This window comes from Amycolatopsis sp. WAC 01416 (assembly GCF_003947485.1).
GTDB lineage: Bacteria > Actinomycetota > Actinomycetes > Mycobacteriales > Pseudonocardiaceae > Amycolatopsis.
On record NZ_QHHX01000006.1, the window covers coordinates 284,626 to 303,055 of the forward strand.

At 67.9% G+C, this 18,430-nt stretch carries 17 protein-coding genes and 2 pseudogenes; 12 read left to right on the forward strand and 7 right to left on the reverse strand.

Annotation, left to right across the window (positions count from 1 at the left end):
- The first annotated feature begins 321 nt into the window (after nucleotides 1–321).
- From DL990_RS22100 to DL990_RS22130, 7 genes and pseudogenes are all read left to right on the forward strand, one after another.
- Nucleotides 322–1,671: an ATP-binding protein gene (locus DL990_RS22100; RefSeq protein ID WP_125799785.1), complete on the forward strand. Its 1,350-nt coding sequence runs from the start codon at nucleotides 322–324 to the stop codon at nucleotides 1,669–1,671.
- A complete protein-coding gene (locus DL990_RS22105) occupies nucleotides 1,668–2,096 on the forward strand; it encodes a roadblock/LC7 domain-containing protein (RefSeq protein WP_005153253.1) in 429 nt (142 codons plus the stop codon). Before DL990_RS22100 ends, DL990_RS22105 begins: the two co-directional genes overlap by 4 nt.
- A complete protein-coding gene (locus tag DL990_RS22110; RefSeq protein ID WP_125789470.1) occupies nucleotides 2,093–2,446 on the forward strand; it encodes a DUF742 domain-containing protein in 354 nt (117 codons plus the stop codon). Before DL990_RS22105 ends, DL990_RS22110 begins: the two co-directional genes overlap by 4 nt.
- Nucleotides 2,424–3,020 carry an ATP/GTP-binding protein gene (locus tag DL990_RS22115; protein WP_125789469.1) on the forward strand — a complete coding sequence of 199 codons (597 nt, stop codon included), beginning with the start codon at nucleotides 2,424–2,426 and terminating at the stop codon, nucleotides 3,018–3,020. The genes DL990_RS22110 and DL990_RS22115 overlap by 23 nt, the downstream gene beginning before the upstream one ends.
- A complete protein-coding gene (locus DL990_RS22120) occupies nucleotides 3,017–4,396 on the forward strand; it encodes a cytochrome P450 (protein WP_125799786.1) in 1,380 nt (459 codons plus the stop codon). Before DL990_RS22115 ends, DL990_RS22120 begins: the two co-directional genes overlap by 4 nt.
- Nucleotides 4,378–5,484, forward strand: a complete 1,107-nt coding sequence (locus DL990_RS22125; RefSeq protein ID WP_125789592.1) for a cytochrome P450 — start codon at nucleotides 4,378–4,380, stop codon at nucleotides 5,482–5,484. The genes DL990_RS22120 and DL990_RS22125 overlap by 19 nt, the downstream gene beginning before the upstream one ends.
- 124 nt (nucleotides 5,485–5,608) lie before the next feature.
- A pseudogene (locus DL990_RS22130) lies at nucleotides 5,609–5,692 on the forward strand (cold shock domain-containing protein); the annotation flags it as partial.
- Between the two features lie 959 nt (nucleotides 5,693–6,651).
- On the opposite strand, the gene DL990_RS22135 reads toward DL990_RS22130, so the two are convergent.
- Entirely contained in the window at nucleotides 6,652–6,930 is a 279-nt protein-coding gene (locus DL990_RS22135) for a DUF3892 domain-containing protein (RefSeq protein WP_125799787.1), read from the reverse strand.
- Between the two features lie 221 nt (nucleotides 6,931–7,151).
- Between DL990_RS22135 and DL990_RS22140 the strand changes: the two genes are divergently transcribed.
- Nucleotides 7,152–7,733 carry a hypothetical protein gene (locus DL990_RS22140; RefSeq protein ID WP_125799788.1) on the forward strand — a complete coding sequence of 194 codons (582 nt, stop codon included), beginning with the start codon at nucleotides 7,152–7,154 and terminating at the stop codon, nucleotides 7,731–7,733.
- Nucleotides 7,734–7,820: 87 nt separating this feature from the next.
- Here the strand turns inward: DL990_RS22140 and DL990_RS42435 are convergent, their stop codons facing one another.
- Together DL990_RS42435 and DL990_RS42440 are read right to left on the reverse strand one after the other, a co-directional pair.
- Entirely contained in the window at nucleotides 7,821–8,441 is a 621-nt protein-coding gene (locus tag DL990_RS42435) for a sigma-70 family RNA polymerase sigma factor (RefSeq protein WP_370451372.1), read from the reverse strand.
- Nucleotides 8,442–8,570: 129 nt separating this feature from the next.
- Nucleotides 8,571–8,990 (reverse strand): annotated as a pseudogene (locus tag DL990_RS42440) (RNA polymerase sigma factor); the annotation flags it as partial.
- A 190-nt stretch (nucleotides 8,991–9,180) separates the two neighbouring features.
- On the opposite strand from DL990_RS42440, the gene DL990_RS22150 reads away from it, so the two are divergent.
- Nucleotides 9,181–9,432 carry a WhiB family transcriptional regulator gene (locus DL990_RS22150; protein ID WP_125799789.1) on the forward strand — a complete coding sequence of 84 codons (252 nt, stop codon included), beginning with the start codon at nucleotides 9,181–9,183 and terminating at the stop codon, nucleotides 9,430–9,432.
- A 93-nt stretch (nucleotides 9,433–9,525) separates the two neighbouring features.
- Here the strand turns inward: DL990_RS22150 and DL990_RS22155 are convergent, their stop codons facing one another.
- Complete coding sequence (locus DL990_RS22155) at nucleotides 9,526–11,037, reverse strand: MDR family MFS transporter (RefSeq protein ID WP_125799942.1); 1,512 nt, start codon at nucleotides 11,035–11,037, stop codon at nucleotides 9,526–9,528.
- 88 nt (nucleotides 11,038–11,125) lie between these two features.
- The gene (locus tag DL990_RS22160; RefSeq protein WP_125789464.1) at nucleotides 11,126–11,752 is read right to left on the reverse strand and encodes a TetR/AcrR family transcriptional regulator; all 627 of its coding nucleotides are present in this window, start codon (nucleotides 11,750–11,752) and stop codon (nucleotides 11,126–11,128) included.
- 100 nt (nucleotides 11,753–11,852) lie between these two features.
- Between DL990_RS22160 and DL990_RS22165 the strand changes: the two genes are divergently transcribed.
- Nucleotides 11,853–12,596: an SDR family NAD(P)-dependent oxidoreductase gene (locus DL990_RS22165; protein WP_125799790.1), complete on the forward strand. Its 744-nt coding sequence runs from the start codon at nucleotides 11,853–11,855 to the stop codon at nucleotides 12,594–12,596.
- Between the two features lie 175 nt (nucleotides 12,597–12,771).
- The gene (locus tag DL990_RS22170) at nucleotides 12,772–13,968 is read left to right on the forward strand and encodes an LCP family protein (protein ID WP_125799791.1); all 1,197 of its coding nucleotides are present in this window, start codon (nucleotides 12,772–12,774) and stop codon (nucleotides 13,966–13,968) included.
- A gap of 293 nt (nucleotides 13,969–14,261) precedes the next feature.
- Here DL990_RS22170 and DL990_RS22180 read toward each other — a convergent pair whose 3' ends face one another.
- Nucleotides 14,262–15,521 carry an HNH endonuclease signature motif containing protein gene (locus DL990_RS22180; RefSeq protein ID WP_125799792.1) on the reverse strand — a complete coding sequence of 420 codons (1,260 nt, stop codon included), beginning with the start codon at nucleotides 15,519–15,521 and terminating at the stop codon, nucleotides 14,262–14,264.
- Between the two features lie 351 nt (nucleotides 15,522–15,872).
- Here DL990_RS22180 and DL990_RS22185 point away from each other — a divergent pair, with 351 nt between their 5' ends.
- Nucleotides 15,873–17,189 (forward strand): neutral zinc metallopeptidase, encoded by a 1,317-nt coding sequence (locus DL990_RS22185; RefSeq protein WP_233620541.1) that lies wholly within the window; start codon nucleotides 15,873–15,875, stop codon nucleotides 17,187–17,189.
- Nucleotides 17,190–17,258: 69 nt separating this feature from the next.
- Here DL990_RS22185 and DL990_RS22190 read toward each other — a convergent pair whose 3' ends face one another.
- Nucleotides 17,259–18,428 carry an acyl-CoA dehydrogenase family protein gene (locus DL990_RS22190; protein ID WP_125785233.1) on the reverse strand — a complete coding sequence of 390 codons (1,170 nt, stop codon included), beginning with the start codon at nucleotides 18,426–18,428 and terminating at the stop codon, nucleotides 17,259–17,261.
- Nucleotides 18,429–18,430: the final 2 nt, after the last annotated feature.

The window sequence follows — 18,430 nt, forward strand, 5'->3', positions numbered from 1 at the left end:
CCGTTGGGGCACAGTGCTTCGTAGGCTTCACGGGAAAGGATGGACGAACGAACACGACTCGTTGTCCGAACGCGCAGCCCACCCGTCGACGGGGCTACCTCACCGCGCCGCCGGTGGCCTCGCGGGCACGGTACGGAACTTTCCCGCTCGGCTTACCCTGCACAGAACCACTTTTCTCGCGGGAAGCGGCTGCCGCTCACGGCGTGTTTGCGCTACGGTACTCGCTGCTGATGACGTCCTTCGATCCCCGCTGCCGTGGAGCTGCCGCATGATCTCCCGGCTCGGCCCAGGCGTCCTTGCCCTGTCGATCGTGAGGATTTCATGGAGTACCCCCTGCTGACGGCAGCGCTGGTCTGCGTCTCGCTGCTCGCCGCGGCCTTCGCGCTGTTGCTGGTGCGCCAGCGCCGGGTCACCGCCAACACCGGCCGTCGTGGTGAGCAGCTGCTGGCCGAACTCCGCGCGCGGGAGGAGGAGGACCGGCACCTGCTGCACAGGCGGTTGCCTGCCATCGTCGAGTCGCAGGCCAACCAGGCCGTGACCGTGCCCGGCCCCTTGCGTGCCTTCAACGGCGAGGACCCCCACCGCGAACTGCTCGTGGTGATCAGCGAGCTGACCGGCCAGACCCGCCGCAACGCCGCCGAATCCGCCGCCGCCACCCTGCGCGCGATGATGCGCACGGTGCAGAACCTCGCGGGGGAGCAGCAGGTGCTGATCTCGGCGATGGAGGAGCACCACGACAATCCCGACGTGCTCGACGGTCTGCTCGGCCTGGACCACGCGAACTCGCAGCTGGGCCGCCGCGCCCAGGCGACCGCCGTGCTCTGCGGTTCGTGGCCGGGCCTGCAGCGCTCCGCCGCGACCCTGACCGACGTGGTGCGCGGGGCCACCGGCCGCATCCGCGACTACGCGCGCGTGCAGATCCCGGCGCCTTCGGACACCGCGGTGGTCAGCCAGGCCGTGGAACCGGTGGTGCTCGCGGTGGCCGAGCTGCTGGACAACGGCGCCCGCCACTCGCAGCCCGGCTCACCCGTGCAGGTCACCTTCCAGCAGGCACACAACGGGCTGGCGATCGTCATCGACGACGCCGGGGTCGGCATGACGGTGGAAGCGGTGCAGCGCGCGGGCTGGTTACTGGAAGGCCACGGCGGTCAGGACATCGCCGCGCTCGGTGTGCCGCCGAGGATCGGTTTTGCCGTCATCGGCGTGCTTTCCCGCCGCTACGGCTTCCGCGTATCTGTGGACATGCGCTCGCCCTTCGGCGGGGTGCGCGCGGTGCTGTTCCTGCCGAGCGAGCTGCTCACCCGCGCCGCCGTCCCGGCGCCGGCACCGCAGGAAGTCCCGTCGCTGGCCGCGCCTGCCAGTCCGGCCGCGATCACTCCCAGCCCGACCCCGCACGTGCGCGTTCCCGCGCCGGAACCACAGCCGGCCGAACCGGCCGAGGAACTGGGCACCACCGCGCACGGCCTGCCTCGCCGTCGCCGACGCGCTCCGGTGACCGGGTCGGCCACCACCACCGCCACCACGCTGTCGGTTCCGGTGCCGCCGCCCACCGCGCCGGAAGTGACCGAGTCCCCGGTGAACCACAGCCCGGTCGCCACGGCCACGGCCTGGCAGCGCGGCACCCGCCAGGGCCGCGCTTCTTCCACCGATGACGAAAGGGATTTCCAGTGAGCAGCTCCGTCACCACCAACAACCGGTTGGGCTGGATGCTCGATCAGGCCCTGCAGATGCCGGAGACCATCTCCGCGGTGCTGCTCTCGGCCGACGGCCTGCTGATGGCCCATTCGCAGGGAATCACCGTGGAGGACGCCGAGCGCACCGCCGCCGCGGTCTCCGGGCTCCAGTCGCTCGCCCGCGCCACCGGCGAGTTCTGCCGTCAGCCGCCGGAGCAGTGGCGGCAGACGCTGATCGAATTCGACGGCGGGTTCGTCTTCCTGACCTCCGCCGGACAGGGCGCCTACGTTGCGGTGTCCACCACCGGCCGGGTGGACATCGAGGGTGTTTCCTCGCGATTGCAAGAGCTGGTGCAAAGGCTCGGCCAGGAACTCACCGCGCCACCGCGCTTTCCGGCCGAGGGACCTGGCAACCCGGCATGAGCGGGCAGCGGCGGGAACGGGCGCTGGTCCGGCCGCACGTGGTCACCGAGGGCCGGGCCCATCCGACCCGCAACACCTTGGACGTGGCCACCGTGGTGCTGGCCACCTGGGCGCCGGTGACCGGGCTGACCCCGGAAAAACGGCGGGTGATGGAGCTGTGCCGGGGTGGCGCGCTGGCCGTCGCGGAGGTGGCGGCGCATCTCAATCTGCCCACCAGCGTCACCAAGGTGCTGTTGTCGGACCTGCTCGACAGCGGGCACATCGAATCACGGGCCGCGGTGCGCGAGACCGAAGTCCCCGACCAGCAACTCCTGCAGAAGGTACTCGATGGCCTCCGTGCTCTCACCTGACCGATACGTTCCCGCCACGGTCCGGACCTCGGTGAAGATCCTCATCGTCGGCCCGTTCGCGGTAGGGAAGACCACCTTTGTCGGCACACTCTCGGAGATCCGCCCGCTGCGCACCGAGGAGCGGATGACCCAGGCGGGCGCACTGGTCGACGACCTGTCCGGCGTGCGCGGCAAGGACACCACCACGGTGGCCATGGACTTCGGACGCCTGACACTGAGCGACGAGGTGGTGCTCTACCTCTTCGGCGCCCCGGGCCAGCAGCGGTTCACACAGATGTGGAAGGACCTGGCCCACGGCGCGCTCGGGGCGCTGGTGCTGGTCGATCCCACCCGCCTGCAGGACTCCTTCGACGTGATGGGCCTGCTGGAGGAACTGGACCTGCCCTACGCGGTGGCGGTCAACCAGTTCGACGGCGCGCCGCGTTTTCCCGATGCCGAGCTGCGCGAGGCGCTCGATCTGCTACCCCAGACCCGGTTGGTCACCTGTGACGCCCGCGATCGCGCGTCCGCTGCCTCGGCGCTGATCAGCCTGGTCGACTACCTGTTCACTCCCGTCCGCCAGGAGCATTCGTGACCGTTCCCGCCATCCCGCCCCCCGGTTGTCCCGCTCACGCCACGCGCACCCCGCTCTACGACGAGGAATTCGCCGCGAACCCGGCGGGGGTCTACGCGCGGATGCGCAAGGAACACGGCCACGTCGCGCCGGTCGAGCTGGCGCCGGGGGTGAACGCGAGCCTGGTGCTGAGCTACGAGGCGGCGCTGGACGTGCTGCGCTCCCCGCAGACCTATCCGCGGGACCCGCGCCGCTGGCAGGCCAATCAGCCGCCGGACAACCCGGTGATGCCGATGATGGGCTACCGGCCGAACTGCCTGTTCACCGACGGCGCGGTGCACGCGCGCTACCGCAGCGCGGTCACCGACAGCATCTCGCGGGTGAACCCGCACGCCCTTCTGGACTACGTGGAGAAGGCCGCGCGGGAGCTGATCGCGAAGTTCTCCCGGAACGGCCGGGCGGACCTGCTCACCGAGTACGCTGGAATCCTTTCCCTGCAGGTGTTCAACCACCTCTTCGGCTGCCCGCCGGAACTGGGCGAGCGGCTCACCGCGGGGATGCGCGGGATCTTCGACATGGTGGATCCGGAGCGCGCCAACGCCGAGCTGACCGCGGCCATGCTGGACCTGCTGGCGCTCAAGCGGCGGCAGCCGAGCCAGGACGTGCCCTCATGGATGATGGCGCACGCCTCAGGGCTGACCGACGAGGAGATGCTGCACCAGCTGGTGCTGCTGATGGGCGCGGGCACCGAACCGCAGCAGAATCTGATCGCCAACGGGCTGCGGCTGCTGCTGGTGGATCAGCGCTTCGCCGGGGACCTGGCCGGCGGCAGCCTGCACGTGGAGGACGCGCTGGAGGAGATCCTCTGGAGCGACCCGCCCATGGCCAACTACTCCGCTGGTTACCCCTATCCGGCGGCCGACCTGATGGGCGCGCGTCTGCCTGCCGACGAGCCCGTGGTGATCAGTTTCGCCGCCGCCAACACCGATCCCGAGCTGGGCGAGGCCCAGCGGGCCGGTAACCGGGCGCACATCGCCTGGGGCGCCGGGGTGCACTCCTGCCCGGCGCAGGGGCCGGCGCGGCTGATCGCCACCACCGCCATCGAGACCCTGCTCGACGCGCTGCCGGATCTGCGCCTGGCTGTGCCGAACGCCGAATTGCGCTGGCGGCCGGGCCCGTTCCACCGCGCGCTGGCCGGTCTCCCGGTCCTGTTCACCCCCGTCGTCGCACCGGTCAGTCCCGTTCCCGACCCGACAGGAGAGCACCCATGGCACCAGCCCGCCCGTTCGTCCTCGATCCCAACGGCCGTGACATCCACACCGAAGGCGCCGAACTCCGCGCCCGGGGAGCCGCGACGCTGGTGGAACTCCCTGGCGAAGTGGTGGCGTGGTCAGTAACCCAGCCGGAGCTGCTGCGGAAACTGCTGTCCGACCCGCGGGTGTCGAAGAACCCGAACCTGCACTGGGCGGCCTACCGCGACGGTGAGATCCCTGAGGACTGGCCGCTGCGGATCTGGGTCTCGGTGCAGAACATGTTCACCGCCTACGGCGGCGACCACCGGCGGCTCCGTTCGCTGGTGTCGAAGGCGTTCACCCCGCGCCGGGTGGAAGCACTGCGGCCGTGGGTCGAGGAGCTGACCACCGGCCTGCTGGACCGGCTCGCCGCCGGGCCGGATTCGGTGGACCTCAGGGAGAATTTCGCCTACCCGCTGCCGATCGAGGTGATCTGCCAGCTGTTCGGCGTGCCCGAGGAGCACCGGCCAGAGCTGCGGCGCGCGGTGGACGGGGTGTTCAACACCTCACTCAGCGCCGAGGAGGCGCAGGCGAACGGCGTGCTGATGTACGGGATTCTCGGTCAGCTGGTGGCGAACGGGCGGGTGAACCCCGGTGATGACCTCGCCAGCGGCCTGATCGCCGCGCGGGACGAGGACGGTTCGGTACTGGAGGAGGCCGAGCTGATCGACACGCTGATCCTGATGATCTCGGCCGGGCACGAGACCACGGTGAACCTGCTGCACCACGCGATCCTGGCGCTGCTGACGCATCCGGAGGAGCTGGCGAAGGTGCGCTCCGGGGAGCACACCTGGGCCGAGGTGATCGACGAGACCATGCGGTGGCAGGCGCCGATCGCGAACCTTCCGCTGCGGTACGCGGTGGAGGACATCGAGATCGACGGGGTGCACATCAAGGCGGGCGAGGCGATCCTGGCTTCGTACGCGGCAGCGGGCCGCTCGCCCGAGGCGCACGGTTCCGACGCGGACGAGTTCCGGCTTTCGCGGGAGTCGAAGAGTCAGCACTTATCGTTCGGGCACGGGGTGCACTACTGCCTCGGTGCGCCCTTGGCGCGACTGGAGGCGGAACTCGCACTACCGGCGCTGTTCGAACGGTTCCCCGATCTGGCCCTGGCGGCGGAGGCTTCCGAACTGGAGAAGATGCCGTCGTTCATTTCGAACGGGCACACGAGTCTTCCGGTACGCCTCAAGTGAACGCGGTGAGTGTGGTTTCACCGCGGATCTGCGGTGAAACCACACTCACCGAGCCATTCCACGTGACCGTCAGTTGTTGTGCGAGCCTCTCGAGATCAGGGCATGGTCAGCGCTCTGACGCACGATGGAGCAGGACGGTGGTGGGCCGGACGTGTTCGTGCACTACTCGGAGATTCAGGGCAACGGTTTCAAGTCCCTGGATGAAGGGCCCTCGCCGGATCGGGGTCTCGCGGGACGCTTCCAGCCGACATTCCCTTGCCCGGCAACGCCGAAACAACGACGAGCGCGGATCGGCCCGCTCAATGCTCATCGCATGGCCGCGGCATCAGTGATCGAGTATCAGCGTACTTCGGCGCCGGGCTCAAGGAAGCTCCACCCCAGGCCGCACGCGACGGTGGCGTTGCCGGGATCTCCCTGCCTTTTCCAGGCGCTGTAAAAGTTCGAATAGTCGTAGCTGCCGGTAGGAGTCTGGTACTTGCAGCGGGCCACTGCCCGGAACTGCGTGCCCGCGGCAGACGCATAACAGTAGGCCGTCGCCCCGTTTCCATACTGCGATGCAGTGCAATAGCGGGGAGTGGCCGCAGACGCCGGCGACGCTACGGCAATGGACAGTCCGACACTCGTCAGTGTCGCGGCGAGCATGATCTTCGTGGTCCGGAATTTCATCGAAGCCCCCGTGTCAAGTTGTGCCCAGTGTCCGAACAACAGGTCCGGACCCAGCAGCAGTGTGACATGGAGAGTCGCTCTGTCACAACCCTTGCCGGAGCACTCGCTGAGACGAGTGTTCCGCCGACAACAGTCGGCGTCGGGTGAGCGGCGCGGAGCGTGCCCCGGAAGGGCCGGGCCGTCGTATTCTTCGGAGTGATCGCCCGGCGGTAACCGGGCAGGTCACTGCCGCTCTGAAAGCCGGCCAAGGTGCGGATTTCCGTGCCCTACGCTGTCTCCGATTGGGCTCCGTCGCCCACGTAGAGCCCGACACAGGCCGACACGCAGCGGCATCTGGCCCGTGCTCAAACTGGCGTTGGCCTGCGAAAAACGGCAATATTTAGCATCCGACGACACTGGCTGACATGCCGGATCTGCGGTCTCATAATCCCTTGGCCGTCGGTTCGAGCCCCGACCCGGCCCACTCCCGGCACAATGCGGTCCTTTGTGGACGCTCCCGCTTCAGAAACGGGGCAGGTCCAGCAGGTTGTTCTTCCAGATCCCGTCCGCCCGCGTGCGCAGGAATTTCGGGCCGAAGGTCGGCTTGAGGATCTCCACGGCGACCCGGTGGATTCCCTCGTCCACGTAGGCCTTGCCGTCGTCGTCCTCGATCCACGCCACGATCGCCGAAACGAAACTCTCGCCGGTTTCGCCGCTGCCGGGATTGATCCAACGCAGTTTCGTGATGCTTTCGTGGAACTTCCCACCTTCGAGCCGCGCTGCGATGATCTTGATGGCCATGGTGCTACCTCTTCGGCTGGTTGCCCTCGAAGCGAACAGGGGTAATGCGGTACTCGCCTCCTGTCCGCACCTCGTTACGCCATCCGGTCGCCGTGCCTCGAACGTTACGAGCTCGAGCGCGGAGCTTCCGTTCTGAGTCAGATGACGCAGACTCCGCGTGTTCCGCCATGTCAAAGTCCTCGCGCCGGCCGGAAAACCTGCCGGAGAGAGGGGAAACGAACATGTGCGCAGCCCACAAGACGACGGCCGGGATCCTGGGCGCGGCGGGAATCGCGCTGGCCGCGACGGTACTGGCCGGTTGCGCTCCGGACCCGGCACCGGCGGCGGCACAGGCGTCGCCTTCGCCGTCCCTCACGGAATCGGCCGTGGCGGTGGCCTGGATGAACGGATTCTGCGGCGCGGTCAAGGATTTCATCGAAGGCAACAACAAGATGACCTCGGCGACCGGCGAAACCGTCGCGGCCATCAAGAAGAGCACGAGCGACCAGCTCGGGCACTACGCGACCATTCTGAACAAGACCGTCGACGGTCTCGGCGCACTGCCCGCCGCGCCGGTCCCGGCCGGAGAGACGGCGAAGAAGGACTTTCTGGGTAAGTACACCTCGGCACGCGACAAGATCGTGAAAGCGAAGGCCGATCTGGACGCGGCGGGGAGGAACGACACGGCGGCGCAAGCCCGTGCGGTCGAGGGACTCATCTCCGCCCAGAAGGACACGCACGGCGCGCTCGATCCGGTCGCGGCCATCCTCGGGGCACCCGAACTGAAGACGGCCGCGGCGACCGCGGAACGCTGCCGCCCGTGAGCCGTGTGTCGTCCCTCCGATCACGTGTGTCGTCCCTCCAGACACGCGTAGTGGCCGCCAGGTCACGGTTGGCTCTATCCGCGGCTCTCACCAGTCTTCCGTGAGGATCTTGCGCAGCCGCGTCAAAGCCCGGTGCTGCGCCACCCGCACGGCACCGGCGGTCGAGCCGACCACGCCGGCGGTCTCCTCCGCGGACAGGCCGACGACGATCCGCAACACGACGATCTCCCGCTGCTTGTCCGGCAGGATCCGGAGCAGTTCGCCCATCCGGTCGCTCAATTCGTTGTGCAGCGCGTGTTGTTCCGGGCCGGTGGAATCGGAGACGCCGTCGGGGACTTCGGCGACGGGTTCGGTGCGGTTGCGGGCGGCGGCGCGGCGGGCGTCGGCGACCTTGTGCTGGGCGATGCCGTAGACGAAGGCGAGGAACGGCCGTCCGCGTTCGCGGTAGGTGGGCAGCGCGCGGAGGATCGCCACGCAGACCTCCTGCGCGACGTCGTCCGCGGAGGCGTACGTCCGTTCCTGCCTGCCGATCCGCGCCCGGCAGTACCGGATCACGAGCGGGCGGATGGTGGCCAGCAGGTGGTTCAGCGCCCGCCGGTCACCTCGTCCGGCGGCGGCGACGGGTTCGTCCAGGGTGTACCAGCGTGACGCCGTCACCTGTTCCGGTTCCGCCTTACCCGGCTCCGCCAGTGCGAGTTCCCTGATCATCGCGCGGTTCTTGATCCGGGACAGGGTGTCGTCGGCGTCGAGCCCCATCCGCAGCGCGTCGATGAAGGCGGCGTTCGCGCTGTCCAGGTGGTCGACGAACTCGGAGTCGTGTTCCGCCAGCCGGCCGCGCGCGTGACGCAGTGTCGCGCTGACGGCCTCCTCCGCGATTCCGAGCACCCCGGCGATCTCCCGCGACGTGTAGCCGTCCAGTGACCAGGCCATGCCGAGCTGCTGGCGTTTCGGCAGCCGCCCCAGCATGGTCAGGATGGACGACGCCTCATCGGCGAGAACGGTGAGCTTGTCCTCCCGGCCGGCGTCGGCGAAAGCCCAGTCGGCCCGGACCGCGGTCCGCTCCTTCGCACGCCGCTGCCCGACGCGGCGGACCCACGATTCAGGCTGGGTGATGCTCTGCCAGTCCTCGTAGGCGTTGAGCATCGCTTCGGCCGCCGCGTCCCGGGCCGGGTCGAGCGCGTGGCCCGTTTTGCAGAGAAAGCCGGTGAGCAGCGGAAATTCGGCGTGGAAGAACTCGTCGAACCCGTCGTGGCCCATCACCCGCACTCACCGCTCTCAGCCGCCTGACGCGAATGCCCTCATAGGACAGGTGCAGTGAGCGGGCCGCTGAGTGTAACGATTCGGTCAAGGTGAGGTTTGCGCGGTGTACCCGGCCGGATACCCGGCATCGAGGGAGAAGTCGTTTGACGGGGAAGGGAAAATCGGGAAAAGAGGAGGTGATAGCAAAATGGAAACGAGAATGGTGGGCGACCTCGGTGAGGCCGCTTGCCGCGGTGAGGATCCCGAACTGTTCTTCCCGGTCACCGAAACCGGCCCCGGCGCACGGCAGGCGGCAAGGGCGAAGGCCGTTTGCGCGCGATGCCCGGTCACTTCCGCCTGTCTGGCCTACGCCGTCGACAACGGGTTGACCCACGGCGTTTTCGGCGGGCTGACCGGCAGCGAACGGCGCCGCCTGATTCGCGTCGGCAGTGCCGCTTGAAACCACTTGATCGCGTTACCGAATTCCCACCGTGGTTTTCGCGCGCGAAAAAAGGGGCCCGGTTCGGCGAACCGGGCCCCTCTCTCGTGGTGGTCAGGCGGCGGTCTCCTCGGCCAGCCGCTCGTTACCCGACTGGGTCTTGAGCGGCTTGTGCTTGAGGAAGGCGACAGCGACGACGACCAGCAGCGCGATCGGCGCGCTGATCAGGAACAACTCGCTGGTCGCGTCCCCGTAGGCTTCGCGGACGACGTTCGCGACCGGCTCGGGCAGTGTGGCGATGTTCGGCACCGCGCCACCCTCGCCGCCACCGGGCAGCGGTCCGAGCTTCTCGCTCATCAGCGCGACGACCCGGTTCGCGAGCACCGCGCCCAGCGCGCTCACCCCGATGGAGCCGCCGAGGCTGCGGAAGAACGACAGCGTGGAGGTCGCCGTGCCGAGGTCGTGCGCGTCGACGTCGTTCTGTGCCACCAGGACCAGGTTCTGCATCAGCATGCCGACGCCGACCCCGAGTACCACCATGAACGCGCTGAGCACGACGAGGTTCGTGTGGGCGTCGAGCGTCCCCAGCAGGGCAAGGCCCGCGGTCATCAGCACCGAGCCGAGCAGCAGGTGGCTCTTCCACTTGCCCGTCCGGCTGATCAGCTGGCCCGAGACCGTCGAGGAGACGAGGAGGCCGAAGATCATCGGCAGGCTCAGCAGTCCGGCCACCGTCGGCGACTTGCCGAGCGACAGCTGGAAGTACTGCGACAGGAAGACCGTCCCGCCGAACATCGCGACACCGACGAGGAAGCTCGCGAGGGTGGTCAGGGTGACCGTGTGGTTGCGGAACAGGCTCAGCGGCAAGATCGGCTCCGCCACCTTCGACTCGACGTAGACGGCGAGGGCGAGGATGACCACACCGGCGGTCACCAGACCGGCCGTCCACCACGAGCCCCACGCGAACTGGTGCCCGGCCAGCGAGGACCACACCAGCAACGTCGAGACACCGGCCATGATCAGGAACGCGCCGAGGTAGTCGACCTTCACGTCGCGTTTGATCGTCGGCAGGTTCAAGGTGCGCTGCAGGAGCAGGATCGCGGCGATCGCGAACGGGACCCCGAGGAAGAAGCACCAGCGCCAGCCGAGCCACGACGTGTCCACCATGAGGCCGCCGATCAGCGGGCCCGCGATGGTCCCGACGGCGAACACGGCACCGAAGATCCCCGAGTACTTCCCGAGTTCACGCGGTGAAACGATGGCCGCCATGATCACCTGCGCGAGCGCGGTGAGCCCGCCCGCGCCGATGCCCTGCGCGACCCGGCTGCCGATCAGGAGCTCGATGTTGCCCGCGAAACCGGCGACCAGCGAACCGACCACGAACAGCCCGAGTGAGAGCTGGATCAGCAGTTTCTTGTTGTACAGGTCGGAAAGTTTGCCCCAGAGCGGAACCGTCGCGGTCATCGCGAGCAGCTCGGTGGTGACCACCCAGGTGTAGGAGGACTGCGAGCCGCCGAGCTCGGAAACGATTCGCGGCAACGCGTTCGCGACCACCGTCGAGGCGAGGATGGCGACGAACATGCCCATCATCAGCCCCGACATGGCTTCGAGGACCTGTTTGCGGCCCATCGAGCCCGGCGGCGCGTCCGGTTCTCGCGGTTCGGTCATGGATACGGACATGGTGGTCCCCCTTCGTGTTCCTGTGGTGCCGGGCGCGTCAGCGCGCGCGGCCGCCGGGCTCCGGGAGTCCGGCGAGAAGTGTTTCGACGGCTTCGTCCAGCAGATCGAGCGCGGAGACCTTCCCGTCGCGCTGGTACCAAAGCATCAGTGTCGCGTTGACCGCGGCGCCGAGCGTGGTCAGCAGCAGTGTCGGATAGAGGTCGGCCTCGGGATCGGTGCCGGTGCGGCGCGCGATCGCTTCGATCGTCGGCGCGATCGTCTGGTGGTTCATCGCCACCACGCGGGAATGCAGCGTGGGATTCTCGTGGATCGCCCGCATCCGGCCGAGCCATTCTTCGCGGTCCTCCTCCACGAGGGTGAAGTCCTCTTTGATCGCGTCGATGAAGGCGCGTGGAGTGCGGACTTCCTTCGGTGCGGCGAGGAATCGCTCGATGGTGCGTTGTGACCGTTCGACGTGGTCGGCGTAGGCGATCACCACAGCGTCCTCTTTGGACGCGAAGTAGTTGAAGAACGTACGCGGCGAGACCCCCGCCGCCGCGCTGATGTCCTCCACCGTCACCTGGTCCAGACCACGTTCGGCGACGAGCCGGACGGCGGTGGTCGCCAGCGCGCGGTGGGTTTCCAGCCGCTTGCGCTCGCGGAGACCTTTGACGGGTTCGGGCATGGGCACCACGATACGCCTAAAGATGCAGAGACTGCAAAATTGCAGTCCGTGAACCGTGCCACTGCCGGGAGGCGACGGGCAGCCTGGCAGACTACGGCGCGTGAGCGGAACGGTGCTGGTACTGGGCGGACGCAGCGAGATCGGCCTCTCGGTCGCGGAGCGGCTCGCCAAGGGCGGGGCGCGCCGGATCGTGCTGGCCGCGCGCCGGAGCGGGGACCTCGGTGCGGAGTCCGAGCGGCTGCTGGCCGCGGGAGCGGAGACCGTCGACGTCGCCGAGTTCGACGCCGACGACCTCGACGGCCACGGCCCGTTCGTCAAGAAGGTCGTCGCCGAGCACGGACCGCTCGATGTCGTCGTCACCGCCTTCGGGATCCTCGGCGACCAGGCGCTCGCCGAAGCCGACGCCGGCCACGCCGTCGCGATCGTGCACACCGACTATGTGGCTCACGTGAGTGTGCTGACTCATGTGGCCAATGTGCTTCGTGAGCAAGGAAACGGAAGCCTCGTGGTGTTCTCGTCGGTCGCCGGGGTGCGGGTCCGGCGGGCGAACTACGTCTACGGATCGGCGAAAGCGGGCCTCGACGGTTTCGCGAGCGGGCTGGCCGACGCCCTGCACGGCACCGGCGTGCACCTTCTCCTCGTGCGGCCCGGGTTCGTCATCGGCCGGATGACCGAGGGCATGTCTCCCGCGCCGTTCTCGAGCACCCCCGATCAGGTCGCCGACGCGACGGTCGCCGCGCTCCGGAAGCGCCGGGATACGGTGTGGGTGCCGGGACTGCTGAGGCTGGTGTTCGCGGTGATGCGCGTGGTGCCGCGCGCGATCTGGCGCCGGATGCCCCGCTAGGGAAGCGCTGCGCGGTCGGTCCGGCACTCGGTGTCGCGACCGGTTGTCTGCTTGATCACTTCGGCTGGTCCGAACGGGCTTTAAGACCTGCTTATGACACGTTTCTCAGGTAATTCCCAGCTAACGCGGTGATCCTCGATCGCGGGGGATCATTCACGGAAGCGGGGAGAAGGTCGTGCTGCTCACGTCGCGAGGACGGCGGATCGGCGGCCGTGTCGCACTGGGCCTGGTGTCGACGGCCGTTCTGGGGGTCACGGGTTTCGCGTGGACGCAGTTGAGCCGTTTGGACGACGCGATCGTCACGGCCGACGTGATCGCGCCCTCCGCGCAGGTGCCCGACGGCCCGGCGGGCGAGCCGCTGAAGGTGGCGCAGAACATCCTGCTCGTCGGAATCGATTCGCGGACCGACTCCAACGGGAATCCGTTGCCGCAGAACGTCCTCGACGCGTTGCACGCCGGAAGCGACGACGACGGCGGCGACACCACCGACACGATGATCGTGGTCCACATCCCGGCGGGCGGAGCGGGCGCGACAGCCATCTCCATCCCGCGCGATTCCTATGTGGACATCGCGGGCGGATTCGGCAAGCACAAGATCAACTCGGCGTACAGCCGCGGCAAGAACGCCGCGATGAACACACTGCGCGCTCAGGGTTTGAGCGGTCCGCAGCTCGAGGTCAAGGCCAACGAAGCGGGCGCCAAACTCACGATCCAGACGATCGAGCAGTTCACCGGGCTTTCGATCAACCACTACGCGGCGGTCAACCTGGCCGGTTTCTCCGCGCTGAGCGAAGCCGTCGGCGGTGTCGAGGTCTGTCTCAACGCACCGGTGCAGGACAAATTCTCCGGGGCTTCGTTCCCGGCGGGCAAACAGTTGCTTTCCGGACCGCAGGCGCTCGCTTTCGTCCGGCAGCGGCACGGGCTGCCCAGCGACCTGGACCGTATCGCGCGGCAGCAGGCGTTCCTTTCGAGTATGGCCAAGACAGTCCTCGACGCCGGGACGTTCACCGATCCCACCAGGCTGAGCGCACTGGTCGGCGCGATCCAGGGTTCGGTCGTGCTCGACCGCGGCTGGGATGTGGTCGGCTTCGCGCAACAGCTGCGGGGGATGAGCTCGGGGGCGCTGAAGTTCCAGACCATCCCGGTCCAGAGCCTTTCCCTGCCGACGCCGTCCGACGGCGACGCGGTCAAGGTCGACCCGGCCGAGGTGAAGGCGTTCGTGAAAACCGCGCTGACGTCGACGAGCGCCGCCGCGGTGGGGGAGCCGACCGGCGGGATCGGGATCAAGCCGGTGGCGGCCACGTCTTCGGTCGCCGCTCCGTCTTCGTCGAAGTCTTCCGCGCCGCCCGAGATGGCCGGCTGTGTGAACTGAGCGGTCAGACGTCGAGTTCCACCTCGGCGAAGCCACGGTGAAGACCCACGTCAGCCGTGTCCTCGCCAAACTCGGGTGTACCAATGCGTTCAGGTCGCTGTACTCGCCCACCGGGCAGCCCAGCTCGACTAGCCCGTGTCCGGTAAGTCGGTTCGATGGGCTTCGTGATTTAGGTGGACCGCCCCTGCCGTCAGGGACCGCCTGGGCGCGACGACAGGTCGCCGTCGAGAGCTTGTCCGAGGTGCGGGCATGGCGAGGGGCCCGTCGCCGGTGTGGCTGGCGGGCTCCTCGGGTCAGACGTGGGCGTGGTGGAGGGTGTTGCGCCGGGGTTTTCGGTGCGGATCTCGGTATTGGGGTGGGATGAACTCGGGTATCCCGTCGGCGGCCATCCGGACTTCCCAATCACCGTGATGAATCAACCGATGATGAAACCCGCACAGCAGCACGAGGTTCCGGAGGTCGGTGGGGCCTCCGTCTGCCCAGTGGTGAATGTGGTGGGCGTGGCAATTCTTGGGCTTCCGGTGACAGCCGGGGAACGCGCAGCCACCGTCGCGGATGTTCAACGCACGGCGTTGGCCGGGGGTGACGAACCGTCGCAGCCGTCCCACGTCGAGGGGTTCTCCGGCGGCGTTCATGACGATCGGGAGCATCAAGCAGTCGCAGGCGGCGAGGCGTGCTTCGCGGGCGGTCATCGTCCCGACGAAGTCCAGGCAGGCGGTGCCGAGGCCGGTTTTGAGTGCGTCGAGTCCGATGGTGACGTGCAGCAGGGTGCGGTAGCCGTTGGTGCCGGGCTGGTCGGGGCAGGCGATCGCGAGGTCGAGGATGTCGACCCAGGCGTCGCCCATGCGTTCGCATTTCATTCGCAGGTCGGCTTGGCCGAACTCGTCCACCGGGCGTGGTTGCGCATGCGCCTCCAAAGCTGCAGCGGTGCGGGCACCGGTCTCGTCATCGAGAAGACCGGTCAGCTTCCAGTAACCGTCTTTGCGGCGTTCCAAGGTGATTTCCCGGCGCGGCGGAGCGGGTTCGGGATCCTTTGGCTCATTGCCGTCGGGGTCGAGCCACGCGAGCAGGTTCGCCTCGGCGTCCACCAGCTGCCGGGGACCCGCGTCGCGGGCGAGGTTGGCGAGGATCTTCTCCGCACTCGCCCGATCCTCAGCAGAGGTCTCGGCCGGGAGCTTCTTCAAGATTTCCAGGATCTGGTCGATCCGCTCATCCCCGACCAAACCCTCCGCGGCCACCGCGGCGGTGGCGGGCGCGACAGCAGGAACTTCGGTGCCGTCCAAAGCACGCGTGGGGTTCAGGGCGACGGCCCGGTTCACCACCGCACGCGCCTCACCGACCGACAATCCCGCTATATCGGCGAACCAGTTCGCCGTGCGGCCATAGCCATACAAGTCTTTGACGCCACGAGACTCGATCTCCGCCAAGAACTGCCCCAGTCCGGCGGCGGCCATCCTGATCACCTGCAACGACTGTTGCACGCCGTGGGCAAGCTCCAGCTTGCCGGCGCGCCACAGTTCTTGCGGCAACTCGGGAAGGAAGGTCTCGGACACCCCTCAAGAATACCGCAAAACAATCGAACAGGCGTTCGTAATTTTAAGCAACAATGAGCGAGCATATTTACCACTGACGGGTGATTTGAGTGCATGTCTTGTTCAAAGGACGGTGAACGAGCGCAGGCCGAAGAAGCAAGTAGTCGCCTACTTGCGAAGGCCACCGCGAAGGTCACCCGACCGGCCGCCCCGGAACCCACCTCAAGATTCTTTTGAACCGCACCGAACCGCTGTCCGTGTAGACGACGTCGGAAACCACGCGAGACGGGGGATCGTGCGATGAAGTGTCGGCCTGCCTGGACGATTCTGCTGAGCCTCTGCCTCACCGCTTGCACGGCGACCGTGGGCGGAGTGGCGCAACCGGTGGACCCCACCCTGGTCGCCGGTCTCGAGATCACCGACGGCCCCAGCGGTCTCAAGCCCGGCGTGCTCGACGCCGGTCTCCCCGTCGACGGTGGTGACGGCGGGGAGATCGACAGGCTCGCGGCCAACGCGGTCGCCGACGTCCAGCGGTACTGGCGGGAGTATCTGCCCGCGGTGTTCAAGCGCGACTTCCGGCCGCTGGCCACCCTCGTCTCGTACGACTCGGCCGGTCGCGGCCGGAAGATCTGCGGCACCTCGACGGCCGGGTTGGTGAACGCCTTCTACTGTGCCGGGCAGGACGTCGTCGCGTGGGACCGCGGGGAGTTGCTGCCGATGCTCAACGACTCCATCGGGCAGGCGGCGGTCATGGCCGTGCTCGCCCACGAGATCGGCCACGCCGTGCAGTTCCGGCTGGGGCTGCCTGCCGCTACGCCGTCGATCGTCAAGGAGCAGCAGGCCGATTGTTACACCGGCTCGTATCTTCGTTGGGTCGCCGAGGGCAAGTCGCCGATGTTCCAGGTCTCCACCGGCCGCGGGCTCAACGAGGTGCTCACGGCGCTGTTCCAGATCCGTGACTCCGCCGGCGTGGCTTTCGACGACGACGGCGCGCACGGCAACGCGTTCGATCGGGTGTCCGCGTTCCAGTTCGGCTTCACCGACGGGCCCGCCCGGTGCGCCAAGATCGACGAGCGCGAGATCGAAGGCCGGAGCACACAAGGCGCGGCCGCGACGAACGAGCGGGCGGCGGAGAACGTCCGTCTCGACGACCGTCAGGCCTTGGCCGACCTCACCACCAGTTTGCGGCAGGCGTTCCGCCTCGCGGCCGCCCCGCCGACACTCACCACCGGAGCGGCCTGCGGTGTGACGGCGGAGGACGCGCTCGCGTCGTACTGCTCGGAGTCCAACCAGATCAACCTCGACCTCGACGGCCTGGTCCGGATCGGCACCCCGCCGCGCAGGGGACGGCAGGGCGGCATCGGTGACTTCGCCGCGTTCGCGGAGGTCGCGTCGCGCTACACGCTCGCGGTCCAGCAGGAGGGCGGCTTCCGGCTCGACGGTCCGGTGGCCGCGCAGCGGACGGCCTGTCTCACCGGCTTCTGGGCGTCGACCATCGTGGACGGCGGGGCGCTCACGTTGGCACCGGGCGACCTCGACGAGGCCATCGCCGAGATGCTGACGCGGAACAGCCTGATCGCCGCGGACGTCCGGGGCCGGACGCTTCCGGCGGGCTTCGCCAGGGTCGCCGCCTTCCGTGACGGCTTTTCCTCCGGAAGCCAAAGCACCTGCGGTGACAAATACCGCTAGCAAGTCCGTGAAGGCCTCCTTGAGGGACTCTGGGTCCCTCAAGGAGGCCTTCACGGACAGGCGGTCAGGTCACACGAAAGCGCTCTGGCCGGTGATGGCCTTTCCGACGATCAGCGTGTTCATCTCCCGGGTGCCTTCGAACGAGTAGATCGCCTCGGCGTCGGTGAAGAACCGCATGATGTCGTTGTCCAGCACGATCCCGTTGCCGCCGAAGATCTCCCGGCCCCAGGCGACGACCTCCCGCATCCGCGAGGTCACGAACGCCTTCGCCAGCGACGAGTGCTCGTCCTTGAAGATTCCGGCGTCCTGCAAGCGGGCGAGCTGCACCAGCATGCCCCACGAAGCGGTGATGTTGCCGAGGCTCTTCACGAGCAGGTCCTGCACCAGCTGGAACCGCGCGATCGGACGGCCGAACTGCTCGCGCTCCTTGGCGTAGTCCAGCGCGAGTTCGTAGGCGCCGATCATCACGCCCAGCGCCTGCCAGGCCACGCCGCCACGGGTCGCGCGCAGGATTTCGGCGACGTCGCGGAAAGAATCGATGCCCTGCAGCCGGTTGGCCTCCGGCACCCGGACGTCGGTCAGGGTGATCTCCGCGTTCTCCACGATCCGGAAGGCGAACTTGTTCTCGATCTTGACCGGGACGAATCCGGGCGAGTCCTTTTCGACGACGAAACCCTTGACGTGGTTGTCTTCCTCGTCGCGGGCCCACACGATGACCAGGTCGGCGAAGGTCGCGTTGCCGATCCACTTCTTGGCACCGTTGAGGATCCAGGTGTCGCCCTCACGGCGTGCCGTCGTCCGCATGCCGCCCGCGACGTCGGATCCGCCGAGCGGCTCGGTCATCGCGAAGGCGCCGATCTTGTCCATCGCCGCCATCGACGGGAGCCAGCGGTCGCGCTGTTCCTGGTCGCCGCCCGAGTAGATGCTGTACATCGCGAGTCCGTTGTGGACGCCGAAGAAGGTGGCCACCGACGGGTCCGTGCGGGTCATCTCCATCGCCATCATGCCGCTGAGCAGGTGGCTGGTGGCCGGAAGGTGTTCGCCGTAGCCCTCGTAGGGCAGCCCGGCGACACCGAGCTCGCGGAACTTGCCGACGAGCTCGTGCGGGAACTCGCCCTTGGCCCAGTACTCGTTCACCAGCGGCTTGACCTCGGCGCGCATGAAGTCACGCGTCTTGAGCAGCAGCTTACGCTCCTCCTCCGGCAGCAGGTCCTCGTAGTCGTAGAAGTCGGCGGTCATTT

Excerpts from the sequence above, each read along its gene's own strand:
- DL990_RS22100 (WP_125799785.1), top strand. The coding sequence starts at position 322 with ATGGAGTACCCCCTGCTGACGGCAGCGCTGGTCTGCGTCTCGCTGCTC.
- DL990_RS22110 (WP_125789470.1), top strand. The coding sequence starts at position 2,093 with ATGAGCGGGCAGCGGCGGGAACGGGCGCTGGTCCGGCCGCACGTGGTC.
- DL990_RS22115 (WP_125789469.1), top strand. The coding sequence starts at position 2,424 with ATGGCCTCCGTGCTCTCACCTGACCGATACGTTCCCGCCACGGTCCGG.
- DL990_RS22135 (WP_125799787.1), bottom strand. The coding sequence starts at position 6,930 with ATGGCCATCAAGATCATCGCAGCGCGGCTCGAAGGTGGGAAGTTCCAC.
- DL990_RS22140 (WP_125799788.1), top strand. The coding sequence starts at position 7,152 with ATGTGCGCAGCCCACAAGACGACGGCCGGGATCCTGGGCGCGGCGGGA.
- DL990_RS42435 (WP_370451372.1), bottom strand. The coding sequence starts at position 8,441 with ATGATCAGGGAACTCGCACTGGCGGAGCCGGGTAAGGCGGAACCGGAA.
- DL990_RS22150 (WP_125799789.1), top strand. The coding sequence starts at position 9,181 with ATGGAAACGAGAATGGTGGGCGACCTCGGTGAGGCCGCTTGCCGCGGT.
- DL990_RS22155 (WP_125799942.1), bottom strand. The coding sequence starts at position 11,037 with ATGGGCCGCAAACAGGTCCTCGAAGCCATGTCGGGGCTGATGATGGGC.
- DL990_RS22160 (WP_125789464.1), bottom strand. The coding sequence starts at position 11,752 with ATGCCCGAACCCGTCAAAGGTCTCCGCGAGCGCAAGCGGCTGGAAACC.
- DL990_RS22190 (WP_125785233.1), bottom strand. The coding sequence starts at position 18,428 with ATGACCGCCGACTTCTACGACTACGAGGACCTGCTGCCGGAGGAGGAG.